Below are 16,764 nucleotides of genomic sequence, written 5' to 3'. Positions count from 1 at the left end.
GGTCACGCCCCTTCTGCGAAGGGCGCCGCCGACACCGGAATGGCGATGGTGCAATGCACGCCGTACCGGCCCAGCACATAGGTCGTTCGCGCGCGTAGCTGATAGGGCAGGGCGCGTTCGATCAGTTCGCGGCCCTGCCCCGTGCCGGTCGGGGCGGAGGCGGGATCGGGCATGGCGACCCCGCTTTCGCGCCAGTCGATATGCAGCCACGGCTCGCCCGCATCGCCCTCCACGCCCAGCCACCAGCGGATCGCCAGATGGCCGCCCGGCTGATGCAGCGCGCCATATTTGGCGGCATTGGTCGCCAGCTCGTGCAGCGCCATCGTCAGCATCTGCACCGTGCTGGATCGCAGGCGCACGCCCGCCGGCCCGTCCAGCGTCACCCGCTGCGTGCATCCCTCGCCCAGCACGCCCATCGCGCGCAGATCGGCGCGGATCAGCGCGTCGAACGTCACCCGGTCATGCTCGTCCAGCCGGGAGAGCAGGCCCTGCACCCGCGCCAGCGCACCCAGCCGGTCGCCGAACCGCTCGCGGAAATCGGCAAGGTTGGCCGCGCGGCGCATCGTCTTTTCGGCGGTGGAGCGGACCACCGCGATCAGGTTGCGGGTGCGGTGCTGCAACTCGGCGACCAGCACCTGCTGGCGCGCATGCATCGTGCGCAGATCGTCGATGTCGGTGGATGTGCCGAGCCATTCGATGATCGCGCCCGCCTCGTCCCGCACCGGCGCGGCGCGCGTCTGGAACCAGCGATACTCGCCGTCGCGTTGCCGCCTGATGCGATATTCCACCTCGAACCCGCCCTGCAGCAGCGCCTGACTCCATGCCGCGCGTGCCGCGGCCCGGTCCTCCGCATGGACGGCGTCCAGCCAGCCCCAGTCGCAATAGGCATCCGGGCGCTGGCCGCTATATGCGGTCCATTGCGGGCTGGCCCAGGTCCATTCGCCCCCGTCCACCGCGCGCCACACCAGCTGGGGGATACCCTCGACCAGCGTCTTCAGGCGCAACTCCGCTTCCCGCGCTTCGGTGAAGTCGTGGCCGACCCCGCCGATCAGCATCACCGCGCCGCTGTCGTCCAGGATCGGGAAATCGGTATCGCGCAGCCAGCGGATCGCGCCGTCGCCGGGTCGGCAGATGCGATATTCGAACGTTACCGGCACGCCGCGCCGAACCCGCTCGATCGCATCGATGGCGCGGGCCCGGTCCGCAGGGAGGATCAGGTCCAGCCAGCCGCGATAATTGTCCCCCGCCATCGCCGCCTCGCGCGGGAGGCCGTAGATCGTCTCGAACGCCGGCGTCAGATAGCGCCATTGCAGCCCCTGCGCCTCGCGGATCCACAATATGTCGCGCGAGGCGTGGCCGAACTGGCGGAACTGTTCCTCGCTGGCGCGCCGCGCCTCTTCGGCACGCTTGCGCTCCGTGATGTTGCTGAACAGCACCGCGACCCGGTTTTCCTGCCCCTTGAGCGCAAAGATGTTGAGGTCGAAGGTGCGGCCCAACGTCACCTCGGCCTCCTCGACACGCAGCGGCGTGCCGGTGTCCAGCACCTGTCCGTAAAGCTGCGTCCAGCGCGGATTGGGATTGCCGAGCAGCTCGGTGGCGGTCCGGCCGACTGGATAGGGGATCGAGGTGTGGCTCATGAACGCCGGATTGACCTCGATGAAGCGGAAGTCCACCCAGGCGCCCTCGGCGTCCTTCAGCACCTCGACCACGGCATAGGCCTCGTCCATCGACTCGAACAGCGTGCGGTAACGCTCCTCACTCTTGCGCCGGGCCGCATCGATCCGGACGCGCTCGATCGCCCAGTGGACGCGCTCGCCGACCTCGCGGATCATGCCCTCCTCGGCGGGTGTCCACGCGCGCGGGTGGTCGTGCTGCACCGCCAGGATGCCGACGCGCCGGTCGTCGCGGAACAGCGTGAGGTCGACGAACGCCGCGACCTGTCGCGCACGCAGCTGGTCGCGGGCGGCCGCGTTCAGCCGAGGGTCGGCCGCGACATCGCTGACGCTCACCAGTGCGCCCGGCCGATATTCGCCCATGAAGGCGTAGTCGAACGCCGCCATGCTGTGTTCGCCGACGATCGATGGCACGCCGCTGGCATGGTCGCACGTCACCGTCAGCCGGTCGTCGCAGACATCGCCGTAAAACACCCGCGCCACGCCCAGCCGCTCGCCCAGCCGGGCCGTGGCCAGTTGCGCGATCTCGGCAGCGTCGGTCAGCGGGCGCAACGCGTCGGACAGGTTCAGCAGGAAGCTCTGCCGCTGTTCGCGCTCCCGCAGCGCCTGCGAGCGTTCCTCCACCTCGCGTTCCAGCTCCGCCCGGCCGAACGTGGCGGAGGCCAGCGCATGGTTCATCCGGTGTGCGGCGGAGGCGAACCGGCCCAGCCGCTTGAGGATGCGCACATCCTCGCCGTCGAACATGCGCGCCGGGTCGTGCGTGATGATCCACAGCGTGCCGATCGGCCGCTCGCCCGCATGAAAGGGGACAAGCAGCACCTCATGGATCCGCGGCTCCGCCCACGCGGCGGGAAAGGCGCGTTCGGGACGTTCGAACAGCAGCATGGTGTCACGCTGGATCACCACCCCGCACGGGCTGGCATCGACGGGCATGGTGCCGCCACGGAACTGTTCCCACCTGCCGGCCAGCGCCACCCAGCGGAAGCGCCCGGCATTGCCATCCTCGATCAGGCTGATGCCCGCCGAATCCGCCACGCCAAGATCGACCAGCGTTTCGCACAGCTTCTGCAACAGGTTGCCGGGCCGCTCGGTCAGCTCCTCGACCAGGGTGGCAAGGGCCGCCGCCTCCATGGCGTGGTCCGGCGCACGCGTGCCCCGGTGCGCCAGATCATCCGTGATGATGACGTCATCGACGCACAGGGGGAGCGGTTCGCGTGTCATCACAACAGCTTAACGCAGGTCACCGTGCTTTGATGCGTTATTCGCAGGCTATGCTATCAGAGGTATCGTCATATCCGGAGGCAAGAGGGCAGGTTCGTGCATCATCATCACCGTGCCCGACCCGCCAGACCGCGCGCGCTGCCCCCCAGCCGGATGGCGGCGCCCGCCGCGGTGATGGCGGTCCGCCCGCGCTTCTACCGCGCCGGTCGCCTGAGCCCGCTGACCACGCTGGCGATCCGCGGTGCGGCGGTCCTGCTGCTCGTCGGCATCGCGCTGGGCGGGCACTGGCTCGACCGTGCCGGGCTTCGCGACAATATCGACGGCAGCGTCAGCTTCCTCGACATCGTCTATTTCACCGTCATCACGGTCACGACCGTCGGCTATGGCGACATCGTGCCGGTCAGCAATTCGGCGCGGATGTTCGATACCTTCGTCGTCACGCCGATCCGCATCTTCGTGTTCCTCATTTTCCTCGGCAGCGCCTACAGCTTCATGCTCAGGCAAGGATGGGAGCGGTGGCGAATGGGCCTCGTCAGGCGGGAATTGCGCGATCACGTCATCGTGTGCGGCTATGGCCGGTCGGGATCGGCCGCGGTCGGCGAGCTGCTGGAACGCGGTCATGCGCCCGAGCGCATCGTGGTGGTCGATACCGATACCGAACGGCTGCGCATCGCGCAGGAATGGGGCGTCGCCACGGTGGAGGGCGATGCGACGCACAACAAGGTGCTGGAAATCGCCAAGGTGGAGGCGGCGCGCAACGTGATCGTCTGTCCGGGGCGCGACGACACCGCGGTGCTGATCATCCTGACCTGCCGGCGCCTGGCCCCCGATGCCGGGGTCGCGGTGTCGATCGCGGCGATCGAGAACGAGTTGCTGGCGCGCGATGCCGGTGCCAGCATCATCGTCAACCCCGTCAGCTTCGGCGGGCAGCTGCTCGCGCAGTGTACCGCCGGCCCGCACATCGCCGATTATGTCGCCGATCTCGTCACCCGCGGCGGCAAGATCGAACTGCGCGAACGTGCGGTACGGGCAGAGGAAATCGGCCGCTCGCCGCGCGATATGGCGGGCGGCCAGATCGTCCGCATCTATCGCGGCGACCGGGCGATCGGGGTGCTGGAACCCGACGCCGCCCGGCTGGAGGCCGGTGACATGGTGATCGAACTGGTCGAACAACCCGATCCCTCCCCCCGCCGGGCAGAGGGAGGGGAGAGAGACACATAGCCTTACGCCACCGGCACCGGGCCCACGGCGCTCGGCCGCTGTTCGGCAACCTCCGGCTCGCTGGATGCGGGTGCCCCCGAATCGACCCGCGTGATGCGCACCGGCACCGATTTCGCCGCGGGCGTGTTGCTCCGCTTGTCGCGGTGGTCGAGCGGCAGCAACGCGTTGGTTTCCGGATAATAAGCGGCGCAGCATCCGCGGGGCAGGTCATAGGCGACCGCCTTGAACCCGGCCACGCGCCGCTCGATCCCGTCGACCGCAACCGTTTCGAACTGGACCCAGTCGCCCTCCGTCACGCCCAGATCGACCATGTCGTCCTGGTTCAGGAACGCCACCATCCGCTGGCCCGACACCCCGCGATAGCGGTCGTTGTAGGAATAGATGGTCGTGTTGAACTGGTCGTGGCTGCGGATCGTCATCAATTGCAGATGCGGCGCTTCCGGCACGTCGTCATCCTCGTCCATCATGCCGGGAACGAACAGGAAATTGGCCTTGCCCGTGTCCGTTTCCCATACCCGCTCGCGCGCCGGGATCGGCAGGTGGAAGCCGCCCGGCTCCTGGATGCGGGCGTTGTAATCCTCGAAGCCGGGGATCACCTGTGCGATCTTGTCGCGGATCAGGCTGTAATCGGCGATCATCGCGTCCCAGTCCACCGTGCCGCGCCCTGCCACGCTTGCCTTGGCCAGCTCGGCGATAATCCAGGGTTCGGACCGGCATAGCGGGCTGGCGGGCGTCAACTGCCCGGTCGATCCGTGCACCATGGCGAAGCTGTCCTCCACCGTCACCGTCTGCTGCCCACCCGCCTGCATATCGGTTTCCGTCCGGCCGAGCGCCGGCAGGATGTAGGATCGCCGGCCATAAGTCAGGTGGCTGCGGTTCAGCTTGGTCGCGACATAGACGGTCAGGCCGATCGACGGCACCGCCGCGCCGATCCGGTCGGTATCGGGGATCGCGCGAAAGAAATTGCCGCCCATCGCCAGAAACGCATCGACGTCGCCGCGCAGGATCGCCTCGCAGCATTCGGCGGTGTCGTGCCCCCAGGCGCGCGGCGCGGTGAAGTGGAACGCCTCGTCCATCCGCTTCAGGAACGGCTCGGCGGGCGTCTTGTTGATCCCGACGGTGCGGTCGCCCTGCACGTTGGAATGGCCGCGAATGGGGCAGGCGCCGGCGCCCAGCCGGCCCATATTCCCGCGAAGCAGCAACAGGTTGATGATCTGCTGCATGGCATCGCCGCCGCGCCGGTGCTGGGTGATGCCCATGCCCCAGCAGGCGATCACCCGATCCGCCTTCATATACACGTCGGCCGCCTGTTGCAGATGGTCGCGGGTCAGGGCGGTGAACCGCTCGATCGTCGGCCAGTCCAGCCCGCGGACATAATCGGCGAAAGCGTCGAAGCCGTGGGTATGCTCGGCAATGAAGTCCACGTCCAGGATCCGGGGCTCGCCCGCGGCCCGGGCGGCGTCGTCCGCCTCGATCACCAGCTTGGCGATCGCCTGCATCGCGACGATGTCGCCGCCGGTGCGAAGCTGGAAATAGTTGGAACTGATCGTCTGGCCGCGCCCGGTCAGCATCTCGACCGGGCTTTGCGGGTCGGTGAACTTGACGAGCGCGCGTTCCTTGAACGGGTTGAAGGTCAGGATCGGCACGCCGCGCTTGGCCATGTCGTGCAGATAGCCCAGCATTCGCGGCGAATTGGTGCCCGGATTCTGGCCGATGATGAACAATGCGTCGCAGGCGTCCCAATCGTCCAGCGTCACCGTGCCCTTGCCGACGCCGATGCTCTCAGGGAGCGCCATCGTCGTCGTCGCGTGGCACATGTCCGAACAGTCGGGGAAGTTGTTGGTGCCGAGCAGCCGGCCATAGGTCTGCCACAGGAACGCCGCCTCGTTCGAGGTGCGGCCGGAGGTGTAGAGTTCGACGCGGGTGGGGTCGAGCCCGCGGACATGCTCGCCGATCTCGCTGATCGCGGTGCGCCAGTCGACCGCCTCGTACCGGTCGGTATCCGCATTGTAGCGCAGCGGGTGGGTCAGGCGGCCGTGATCCTCCAGCTCATGGTCGCTCCATCCACGCAGCTCGGTCACGCTGTGGGCGGCGAACACGTCCGGGCCGGTGCGCTTGGCAGTCGCCTCCCACGCCACCGCCTTGGCGCCATTCTCGCAATATTCGGCGGTATGCGGCTTTTTGGGATCGGGCCACGCACAGCTCGGGCAGTCGAACCCGCCCGGCTTGTTCATGTTCAGCAGCGCGCGATTGCCCTTCACCAGCACCTTTTGCCGCGCCAGTTGCCGTTCGGTGGCGTTCAGCGCGCCCCATCCGCCGGCGGGCGGCTGTTCGGGGGCGTTCTTGCGGGCATCGACCATCGCGTCACTCCTTCATGAACGATGGGCGGTGGGCGCACCGATCCGCCCACGCCATTACCCAGATCAGGCCCGCCGGATGGCGCGACGAAACGGTCGCTACATCCGCTCGCGCGCGATCTTCTCCAGCACGGTCAGCGGCATGGCCCCCATGGTCAGGATGCGGTGAAACGTCTTGGGGTCCCAGCGCGCACCCGCCTTGCGCTTCGCCTCGTCGCGCAGGCGGGTCCAGACGGTATGCCCGATCTTGTAGCTGCACGCCTGACCGGGCCAGACGGTGTAGCGATCGATCTCCGCCTGGCTGCGCCCGCGTGCGATGCCGGTGGTCGCGATCAGGTAATCGGTCGCCTTCTCGCGGCTCCACCGCTTGGCGTGCATGCCCGAATCGACCACCAGCCGCGTCGCGCGGAACAACAGCGATTGCAGATAGCCGACCTGGCCCAGCGGGTCGCCGTCATACATCCCCATCTCGTCGGCCAGCTGCTCCGCATAGAGCGCCCAACCCTCCGAATAGCCCGAATAGAAGCCGCGCCGGCGGATCAGGGGAATGTCCTCGCTCTCCAGTGCGGACATCACCTGCAGATGATGGCCCGGCACCGCCTCGTGATAGCTGAGCGTGGCGAGGCCGAATTTAGGCCGGTCGAACGTGTCGCGCAGGTTGATGAAGTAGATCGCCGGCCGCGTCCCGTCCAGCGACGCGGACTGGTAATAGCCGCCCGGCGCGCCGGCCTGGATCGCCTCCGGTACGCGGCGCACCTCGACGGGCGCGCGGGGCAGCACCGCGAACTGCTCGGGCAGCCGCCGGGTCATCGCCGCGATCTGGCCGCGCAACTGTTCCAGCAGCGCCTCGCGCCCCGGATCGGTGTTCGGATAGAGTTGATCCGGCCGCTTGTTCAGCGCGACCAGCCGCTCGCCCACGCTGCCCTGGGACATTCCCTGCGCGCGCAGGATGGCGTCGATCCGCGCGCCGATCTCCGCGACCTGGGCCAGCCCCAGCCGGTGGATCTCGTCGCCGGTCAGCTCCGTCGTCGTCGCGGCGCTCGCCGCCGCGGCGTAATAGGCCGCACCATCCGGCAGGCGCCATACACCCGCGTCATGCACCGCCCGCTCGCGCAATCCGGTCACCAGCGCACGCTGCCGGTCGAGGGCGGGGAAGACCCGCTCGCGCATCAGCGCCGCCACGGCGTCGGCGCGCTCGGGCGGCAGGTCGGCGGCCTTCAGCTTGGCCGCCAGATCGCTCACCGGCCCGGTTGCCTCGTGCGCCTTGTCGCGGACCGCGGCCAGTTGCTTCAGCGTCGTGTCCAATATGTAATCGGGGGCGAAGACGCCTTTGGCCGCGTCCTCGCGCTGGCGCTGCGTCTCGGCATCGATGGCGCCGGCAAAGGCCTCGACGCGCGCGACATAGGCGTCGGCATCCGCGGCGTTGTGCACCCGGTGCTGGTTCGCCAGAAAGTCCGGCACGTCGCGGTAAGCGCCGGTCAACTGGCTCAGCACATAGGGCGCATAGCGGCCCGCGTTCGATCCGAACGGGTATCGCTCGCCCGCGATCACCCGGTCCAGGCTATAGGCGACCACGTCGTAATCCAGCTTCGCCGCCTCGCCCAGGGCTGCACGCGGGATCGTGCGGAGCGCCGCCTGCTCGCTGCGCGCCCGCGCGAACGCCCGCGCCTCCCCGGCCCGCGACGCATCGGACAGCCGCGCCTTCAGCCCCGCCCGCGCCCCGGTATCCAGCCCCAGCGACGTCGCCTGCTCCGGACTGTCCTCCAACCGCTCGTAGAAGAACCGGTCCAGCATCTCCCGCAACCGGCCATCCGGACTGCCCCCCGCCCCACGCGCCATACCCGGCCACGCCCCCGCCACAGCGCCCAAACCAACGGATGCAAGAAACTGGCGACGCTGCATGGGCACTCCCGGCGCTGGCAAGGGTGGACCGGCCGCCAAGCGGCAAGTCGTTGGAAGAAGGTCCCTCCTCTATACGCTGGTGGCAGTGATCCGCGACAGCTTTGTGCACGCGGCGATCCGGGCTAAAGGCGCGCCCCTCTTTCCTGCCGGACTATATTTTCATGACCGCTCCCGCCGCCCCCCGCGCCATCGGCCTCGACTTCGGCACGACCAATACCGTTGCCGCACTTGCCGGACCGGACGGGGAAGCACCCTCGCTGGTCCGCCTGGACACGGTGGAAGGGGAGGTGTTCCGCAGCGCGCTCTGCTTCTGGCATGACGAGGATGTGCGCGGCGGGCTGGCGGTGGAGGCGGGGCCGGGGGCGATCCGCGAATATCTCGAATACCCCTCGGACAGCCGCTTCCTGCAATCGTTCAAGTCGACCGCCGCCAGCCGATCCTTCGACACGGCACCGGTGTTCGAGAAGCGGTTCCGGTTCGAGGAACTGGGCCGCCTGTTCCTGGACAAGCTCACGCGCCATGCGGGCGGCGCGCTCGACCGGCTCGATCGTGTCGTGGTCGGGCGGCCGGTGACCTATGCCGGCTCGCGGCCCGACGAGGCCCTTGCGCGGCAGCGTTATGACGCGATGTTCGCCGGCTTCGCGCGCGAGGTGCATTATGTCTATGAGCCTCTGGCCGCCGCGTTCGGCTATGCCGCGCACCTGACCGAGCCGACGACGCTGCTCGTGGCCGATTTCGGGGGCGGGACGAGCGACTTTTCCGTCGTGCGGATCGCGGAGCCCGGGGCGGCGCAACGTTGCGTGCCGCTGGGCCATGCCGGTGTCGGCATCGCCGGCGACCGTTTCGACGCACGCATCGTCGACAAGCTGGTCCTGCCCTTTCTTGGAAAAGGCGGAAAATATCGCTCGTTCGACAAGATCCTCGACATTCCGGGCGGCTATTTCGCCGATCTCGCCGACTGGTCGAAACTCGCCCTGATGCGGAACCGCCGCACACTGGCCGAACTGGAAACTCTGCGCCGCACCGCAATCGATCCGCAGCCGATCAGCCGGATGATCGCCCTCATCGAACACGAACTGGCCTTTCCGCTATATGACGCGGTCGGGCGTCTGAAACGTGCACTGACGCAAGGTCATTCGGCCCATTTTTCCTTTTCTAGTGAAGAGGTTGTGATTGAGGCGGGGGTTTTGCGGGCGGAGTTTGAGGGGTGGATCGCGGCGGATGTCGCGCGGATGGCCGGGGCGGTGGATCGGGCGCTGGCCGAGGCGGGGGTCACGGAAGGCGAGATCGACCGGGTGTTCCTGACCGGCGGCACGTCACTGGTGCCTGCGGTACGCGCGATCTTTACGAAGCGATTCGGGGCGGAGCGGATCGGCACCGGCGGAGAGTTGACCTCGATCGCCGACGGTCTGGCGCTGATCGCCCGGCAGGATGACGTCGCCGCCTGGACGGCATGACCGCAACCGTTTGCGAACGCTAAAATATCTATGCAAAATGCCCCGTTTTACTTACGCATGATAGGGGAACCCCGGATCAGGGAGGATGCGGGGGCTTAACAGGAGCGGGCGATGCTCTCCGCGCATTGCGTATCGACCACGAGCGGCGTGATTCTGGATGTCGATCGCGCTTTCTGCACGCTGGTGCAGCGGAACGAACGCAGCCTGATCGGCGCATCGTACAAGACGATCACGCTCCCCGACGATATCGCGAAAAGCAGCAAGATGCTGCGATCCATGACCGCGCGGGGGGCGCCCAGCACGCTGCAGAAGCGCTATCGGCGCCCGGACGGCACCGTCGCCCATGCCAGCCTGCTGGTGACCATGGCGCGGGAACGCGACCGTTTGCTGGCGACGGTGACGTGGGAGCGTTGCCCGGCCGAGGACGCGTCGCCGTTCGGATTGTGGCGTGCAGCCTTGCGGTTGCAGCGGCTGTACGAAACGCGTCGACAGGAATTCGGCGAGGAACTGTTCGGCGACCATCTCGGCGTCATCCTGCTGGAAGTCTATCTGGCCGAAGCGGAGGGTCGCATCGCGACGCAGGCCACCATTTCGAACGCGGCGAGCGTGAGCGCACCGATGGTGGGGCGCTGGATCAAGGTGTTGTGCCAATATGGCCTGTTGCAGGCCGATCGCGACCTGACCGACGTGATCCACCTGAGCCATGCCGGTCTGATGAAGATCGAGCGCACCCTGCGCGCCTTTGACGGCGAGCCGGCGCGGAACATGATCACGCTGCCGCGCGAAATGTGAGCCGCGACGACAATCCCCAAATTGGCGGAATTTATCCCCGAGTAGCAATGATTTAAGATTCGACCCATATCGAGTTGGCTTGATCTCGAAACGGTTTCCGACCGAGGATGAAGCCAAGCCTGTCATGTCGATGCTGCCGACCCGGTGGATCCGGTCCTTCTGCGCCGCCCCGCTGCGCAACGTTGCGGGCAATACGCTGGCGATCGTCGCGTTCGCGATGATCCCGCTGACCGGGATGATGGGGTCCGCGGTCGACATGGGACGCAGCTATACCGCCAAGGTACGCCTGCAACAGGCCTGCGACGCAGGCGCGCTGGCCGGGCGACGGATCATGGAAGGGGACGTGTTCAACGCCGGCGTCGAGGCGGAAGCGCGCAAGTTCTTCAACTTCAACTTTCCCGCCGCCAGCTTCCAGGTCGCAAGCTTCACCCCGACCGTCACCCATCCCGATGTCGGCGTGATCGGCATGGAGGCAAAGACCGCGGTGCCGACCACGATCATGAAGCTGTTCGGCTATGAGCGGCTGCCCATCTCGGTCAGCTGTACCGCGTCCCAGAATTTTGTGAACACGGACATCGTGCTGGTGCTGGACGTGACCGGATCGATGGCATGGCGGCCGAACGGCAGCGACTGCACGGGATCGTGCGCCTCGTCGGGCGGATCGCGCATCGCCGGGCTGCGCAAGGCGGTGCTGGCGCTGTATGACGAACTGAAGCCGATGCAGGATCAGCTTGAATCGGCGGGCATGCGGCTGCGCTACGGCGTGGTGCCGTTTTCCAGCACGGTGAACGTCGGCAAGTTGATCTATGCGCGCGATCCCAAATTCATCCGTGATCCGGCCAAGTACCGCTACGAGCGATGCGACAGCCGCGGGCAGAATTGCAGCTATCCCACGCACACCGAGAACCATTCGGACGCGTGGTTTCGCGCATGGGCGAGCGATGCGAACACGCAACTGGGGTGCATCGAGGAGCGCGACACCGCCTATATCGCGCCATCCGCGACCTATGCGCCGGATAACGCCTATGATCTCGACATCAACCGGGAACCGTTCTCGGAGGGAACCCGCTGGCCACCCTATGATCCGGATGAGCAGCGAGTTTCACGCAGCACCGCATGCCCGTATCCGGCCCGCCGCCTCGCCGACTGGACGCGCAATGACCTGAGCGACTATGTCGATGACCTGACTCCGGTCGGTGCGACCTATCACGATATCGGCATGATCTGGGGCGGACGGTTGATCTCGTCCGCGGGCATCTTCGGCGATAGCCCGACCACCTACAAGAACCTGCCGGTCAATCGCTATGTCATCTTCATGACCGATGGCCAGATGGACCCGTCGATGACCGCCTACAGCGCTTACGGCATCGAGCGGTACGATGCGCGCGTATCGGGCAGCACGGCCACCAGCGAGACCCGGTTGGGCAACCTGCACGACACACGCTTCTCCATCGCCTGCGACCGGGTGAAGGAGACAGGCGCCAGGATCATCGTCGTCGGCTTTGCCACGTCCCTCGACACCCGCCGCCAGAACTGCGCCAGCGATGGCATGGCGCAGAACGCGACCGACAATCAGGCGCTGATCGACGTGTTCAAGGATATCGGGAAGAAGATCGGCGCGCTGAGGCTTACGCAGTGACGTCGCGCAGGCTGGTTGGCGATGCGCGGGGGGCGACGATCGTGGAGTTCGCGCTGATCGTCATGCCGCTCATGATGATCCTGATGGCGGTGCTGGAGTTCGGGCATACGCTGTATGTGCAGGGGGTGTTGCAGGGCGCGGTGCAGGAGGCGGTGCGGTCGGCGAGCCTGGGGGAGGCGAGCGGGACGGCGGTGGATGCGATCGTCACGCGGCGCGTGAAGTCGCTGGTGCGCGCCACCGACCTGGATTTCGAGCAGAAGGCCTATGACCGTTTCTCCTCGGTCGGCCGGCCGGAAGTGCTGGTGACCGACAATAACAGCAATGGCCGTTACGATCCCGGCGATTGCTGGCTGGATGCGCGGCCCAACGGCATCTACGACCAAGACGCCGGCCGGATCGGGCTGGGTCGCGGAGACGACATACTGGTCTATACGGTGGTGGCCAGCGTGCCGCGGCTGGCCCCGCTGACCGGATCGTTCGGCATATCGCCGACCAAGCGGATCACCGCGCAGACGATGATGCGCAACCAGCCCTATTCCACGCAGGACCCGGTGGCGACCATATGCGGTTGAGTACGCTTTCCCGCGACACGCGCGGCCTGGCGCTGATCGAGTTCGCGCTGTCGCTGCCCGTGCTGCTGGCCCTGGCGCTGACGGGGGTGGAGACGGCCAATTACGTGCTGGCGGTGCAGCGCGTGTCGCAGGTCGCCTCCGTCGTGGCGGATACGGCAGGGCGCGGCGCCAACGCGATCGACGATGCGCAGGTGAACGAGATCATGACCGGTGCGCGAATGATCGGCCAGCGCATCGGACTGGGCGCGAACGGGCGCATCATACTGTCCGACCTGGAGCAGAGCACCAGCAATACGCAGCGCCAATGGATACGCTGGCAGCGCTGTTCGGGCGCCAAGCGGGTCGATTCCAGCTACGGCACGCCGGCCGCGATGACGAACAGCACGATGACGGCGATGGGGCCGGCGGGCAACCAGATCGCGGCGCAGCGCAACACGGCGGTGATGTTCGTCGAGGTGATGTACGACTATCAACCGATCATTGCAGGCGACCTGATCCCGGCAGGCAGCCGGATGATCCGGTCGGTCGCGGCCTATAACGTCCGCCAGCGAACCAGCTATGTGCTCGGCAGCGGAGGGTTGAGCGACAGCCAGAAGGCACTCTGTTCGGTTTACGGGTGATGATGCGTTTTTCCGCGTCGGTGAAGAAGGCGGCATAGACCGAACCACTTCGGGGCATTGCGCGTTGGGGGCCTTTCCGCCCATCCATTGCAGGACCTCCGACATGAGCCAGGCGACCAGCGATTTCTTCGTTCAGCGGCTGAAGGCCTGGGGCGTGACGCGCATCTATGGCTATCCCGGCGATGGTATCAACGGCGTGCTGGGCGCGCTCCAGCGGGTGGAGGGGACCGATAAGGGCATCGAGTTCATCCAGGTTCGCCACGAGGAAATGGCCGCGTTCATGGCAACGGCCCATGCCAAGTTCACCGGCGAACTGGGCGTCTGCCTGTCGACGGGCGGGCCGGGGGCGACACATCTGATCACCGGGCTGTACGATGCAAAGGCCGACCATGTGCCCGTTCTGGCGATCGCAGGACAGGCCGAGACGACGGTGCGGGGCGCCAGTTACCAGCAGGAGTTGAACCTGGACCGCATGTTCGCCGACGTTGCCGACTTCGTGCAGGAGGCGGTGGCGCCTGCGCAACTGCGCCATCTGGTCGACCGGGGCCTGCGCGTGGCGACCGCACGCAACGGCGTGACCGTGCTGATCCTGCCCAAGGACGTGCAGGACATGGCGTGGGAGGAACCGGCGCGCGCACACGGCTTCACCCGGTCCGGCCCCGGCTATACCCGGCCGCGCGTCGTGCCCCATCAGGCCGATCTGGCGCGCGCCGCCGCGGTGCTGAACGAGGGAAAGAAGGTCGCGGTGCTGATCGGCGCGGGCGCGCGCGATGCCGCAAACGAGGTGGTCGCGGTGGCCGAGACGCTGGGCGCGGGCATCGCCAAGGCGTTGCTGGGCAAGGACGTGGTGCCCGACGACATCCCCTTCGTCACCGGCGCGATCGGGCTGCTCGGGACGCAGCCGTCATCGGACATGATCGAGGGATGCGACACGCTGCTGATGATCGGCACGGGCTTTCCCTGGGCGGAGTTCCTGCCGCCCGACGGGCAGGCGCGTGCGGTGCAGATCGACATCGCGCCCGAGATGCTCGGCCTGCGCTACCCCGTCGAGGTCAACCTCCACGGCGACGCGGGGGAGACGTTGCGGGCGCTGATGCCGCTGCTGGAGCGCAAGACGGATCGGCAGTGGCAAAACGGCATCGTCGCCGCGATGGAGAACTGGCACCAGACGCTGAAGGGCCGGGCGATGGCCGATGCCAGCCCGGTCAATCCGCAGCGCGTGGTGTACGAAATGTCGCCGCGCCTGCCAGCGGATGCGATCGTGACGTCGGATTCGGGATCGTGCGCCAACTGGTATGCCCGCGACTGGCAGGTGAAGCGCGGGCAGCGCGGATCGCTGTCCGGCGGCCTCGCCTCGATGGGGGCCGCGGTGCCCTATGCGATCGCGGCCAAGTTCGCGCATCCGACCAAACCCGTGGTGGCGCTGGTCGGCGACGGCGCGATGCAGATGAACAACATGGCCGAACTGATCACCATCCAGAAATACTGGCAGCGCTGGGCCGATCCGCGGCTGATCGTGTGCGTGTTCAACAACGAGGACCTGAACGAGGTGACGTGGGAACAGCGGATTATGGAGGGCAATCCGCGCTTCCCGACGACGCAGAGCCTGCCGGACGTACCCTATGCCCGCTTTGCCGAGATGCTGGGGCTGACCGGCATCTTCGTCGATGATCCCGAACAGGTCGGCCCAGCTTGGGACCGGGCGCTTGCCGCGGATCGACCCGTCGTGCTGGAGGTGAAGACCGATCCCAGCGTCGCACCGCTGCCCCCGCACGTCACGCTGGAACAGGCCAAGGGCTTCCTGTCGTCGATGGTGAAGGGCGACCGCGGCACCGCCAGCGTGCTGGCCGATACCGCGCGACAGATCATCGGCGGGGTGCGCGAACGGCTTTGAGCCGGGCTTTACCGCTCGCCACGGCGGACAGGCTGGCCTAGCATCGGACGGAAAAATCCGTGGATGGGGAGTGGCTTGTGACGGGATCGATGATCCGAGCGACGATCATGGCGGGGGCGGTGACGATTGCCGGCGCCGGTTGGGGACAGACGCCGTCCGCCGACGTGCCGCCCGGCTACACGCTGCGCTGGGCCGACGAGTTCACGGGCGAAGGGCTGCCCGACCCGGCGAAATGGCGGTTCGACACCCATGCCAACCAGACGGGCTGGTACAATAACGAGCTGCAATATTATGCGGCCGACCGCATGGAAAATGCGCGGGTGACGAATGGCCGGCTGATCATCACCGCGCGTGCCGAAACACTGGCGGCGCCCGATCATGGCGGGCAACGCTACACCTCGGCCCGGTTGATCACGCAGGGGCGGGCGGCGTGGCGCTACGGCTTTTTCGAGATCCGGGCGAAGCTGCCGTGCGGCGCGGGAAGCTGGCCGGCGATCTGGATGCTGGGCGAGCAGGGCGAATGGCCGGATGGTGGCGAGATCGACATCATGGAGCATGTCGGCAACGACCGCCATGTCGTGCACAGCACGGTGCACAACCGCGCGACCGCGGGTACCAGCGGCGACGGGGCGAGCATCACCCTGCCGAGCGCATGCGATGCGTTTCACCGCTACCAGTTGCACTGGACCAGGGATGCACTCGACTTCGCCGTCGATGGCCGCCCGGTTCACCGTTACGCCAGGGCAGGCAAGGGCGCGGCCGGCTGGCCCTATGACGCGCCCCAATATCTGTTGCTGAACCTGGCGATCGGCGGGGACATGGGCGGCCGGGTCGATGACGCGATCTTTCCGGCGCGGTTCGAGATCGATTATGTGCGGGTGTACCAGAAGGGTGCCGCTACCGGACCGGAAGCAGCGACGACACCGTCCGCTCCACCTCATGCGCCATGATGACCAGCAATGCCCGGTCGAACTCCATGGTCAGCGGCTTCGTGTCGGCGACACAGACCGCGCCGAGCGCCAGCCCGGCATCGTCCGCGATCGGCACGCCGGCATAGAAGCGGATAAAGGGGTCGCCCTGCACGCTGCCGAAATCGACGAAACGGGCATCGGCGCGCGCATCCGGCACGATCAGCGGCTCGCCATCCTGCTGGATCGTCGTCGCGCAAAAGGCGGTGCTGCGCGGCGTTTCTTCGACGCCGAGTCCACGCTCGGCCAAAAGGATCTGCGAGCGCCGGTCGATGATCGAGATCGCCGCATAGGCAGTCTGGTAATGATCGCGCACGATGTCGACGATGCGGTCAAGCTCCTTGCTGCCGCGCATCGCCAGAACACCACTATGATCCACGGCCAGCTGACGCCTTTTCTCGGCCGAGAAGGCGTTCAACCATGAACTGACGTACGGGTCCGACACGTC

Annotated in this window: 12 protein-coding genes; 8 read left to right on the top strand and 4 right to left on the bottom strand. The window is 67.0% G+C overall.

Features of this window, described 5'->3' with window-relative positions:
• Nucleotides 1-2: 2 nt before the first annotated feature.
• Complete coding sequence (locus OXR08_RS07655) at nt 3-2,894, bottom strand: PAS domain-containing protein (protein WP_112383079.1); 2,892 nt, start codon at nt 2,892-2,894, stop codon at nt 3-5.
• 153 nt (nt 2,895-3,047) lie between these two features.
• Here OXR08_RS07655 and OXR08_RS07650 point away from each other — a divergent pair, with 153 nt between their 5' ends.
• Nucleotides 3,048-4,115, top strand: a complete 1,068-nt coding sequence (locus OXR08_RS07650) for a potassium channel family protein (protein ID WP_240313538.1) — start codon at nt 3,048-3,050, stop codon at nt 4,113-4,115.
• A 2-nt stretch (nt 4,116-4,117) separates the two neighbouring features.
• Here OXR08_RS07650 and OXR08_RS07645 read toward each other — a convergent pair whose 3' ends face one another.
• A complete protein-coding gene (locus OXR08_RS07645) occupies nt 4,118-6,475 on the bottom strand; it encodes an FdhF/YdeP family oxidoreductase (RefSeq protein WP_267349154.1) in 2,358 nt (785 codons plus the stop codon).
• 96 nt (nt 6,476-6,571) lie between these two features.
• Entirely contained in the window at nt 6,572-8,374 is a 1,803-nt protein-coding gene (locus OXR08_RS07640) for a DUF885 family protein (RefSeq protein ID WP_267349152.1), read from the bottom strand.
• 161 nt (nt 8,375-8,535) lie between these two features.
• On the opposite strand from OXR08_RS07640, the gene OXR08_RS07635 reads away from it, so the two are divergent.
• The 7 genes from OXR08_RS07635 to OXR08_RS07605 all read left to right on the top strand — a co-directional run bounded on the left by OXR08_RS07635 (nt 8,536) and on the right by OXR08_RS07605 (nt 16,298).
• Nucleotides 8,536-9,831 (top strand): Hsp70 family protein, encoded by a 1,296-nt coding sequence (locus OXR08_RS07635; RefSeq protein ID WP_112383075.1) that lies wholly within the window; start codon nt 8,536-8,538, stop codon nt 9,829-9,831.
• Nucleotides 9,832-9,942: 111 nt separating this feature from the next.
• Nucleotides 9,943-10,623, top strand: coding sequence for a PAS domain-containing protein (locus OXR08_RS07630; RefSeq protein WP_112383074.1), 681 nt, complete (start codon nt 9,943-9,945; stop codon nt 10,621-10,623).
• A 124-nt stretch (nt 10,624-10,747) separates the two neighbouring features.
• Complete coding sequence (locus OXR08_RS07625; protein ID WP_150131796.1) at nt 10,748-12,262, top strand: TadE/TadG family type IV pilus assembly protein; 1,515 nt, start codon at nt 10,748-10,750, stop codon at nt 12,260-12,262.
• Complete coding sequence (locus OXR08_RS07620; protein ID WP_112383072.1) at nt 12,259-12,834, top strand: TadE/TadG family type IV pilus assembly protein; 576 nt, start codon at nt 12,259-12,261, stop codon at nt 12,832-12,834. Before OXR08_RS07625 ends, OXR08_RS07620 begins: the two co-directional genes overlap by 4 nt.
• The gene (locus OXR08_RS07615) at nt 12,831-13,454 is read left to right on the top strand and encodes a TadE/TadG family type IV pilus assembly protein (RefSeq protein ID WP_240313537.1); all 624 of its coding nucleotides are present in this window, start codon (nt 12,831-12,833) and stop codon (nt 13,452-13,454) included. The genes OXR08_RS07620 and OXR08_RS07615 overlap by 4 nt, the downstream gene beginning before the upstream one ends.
• A gap of 103 nt (nt 13,455-13,557) precedes the next feature.
• The gene (locus OXR08_RS07610) at nt 13,558-15,348 is read left to right on the top strand and encodes a thiamine pyrophosphate-requiring protein (RefSeq protein ID WP_112383070.1); all 1,791 of its coding nucleotides are present in this window, start codon (nt 13,558-13,560) and stop codon (nt 15,346-15,348) included.
• Nucleotides 15,349-15,425: 77 nt separating this feature from the next.
• Entirely contained in the window at nt 15,426-16,298 is an 873-nt protein-coding gene (locus tag OXR08_RS07605; protein ID WP_267349144.1) for a glycoside hydrolase family 16 protein, read from the top strand.
• On the opposite strand, the gene OXR08_RS07600 is transcribed toward OXR08_RS07605, so the two are convergent.
• A complete protein-coding gene (locus OXR08_RS07600; protein WP_267349142.1) occupies nt 16,246-16,761 on the bottom strand; it encodes a GAF domain-containing protein in 516 nt (171 codons plus the stop codon). The two genes, OXR08_RS07605 and OXR08_RS07600, sit on opposite strands and share 53 nt — an antisense overlap.
• Nucleotides 16,762-16,764: the final 3 nt, after the last annotated feature.

Origin of the sequence: Sphingomonas sp. GM_Shp_2 (genome assembly GCF_026540875.1) — a bacterium.
Classification (GTDB): domain Bacteria; phylum Pseudomonadota; class Alphaproteobacteria; order Sphingomonadales; family Sphingomonadaceae; genus Sphingomonas; species Sphingomonas carotinifaciens.
Note: the sequence above shows the minus strand (reverse complement) of the source record. Positions and strands in the feature narration are given on the sequence as shown.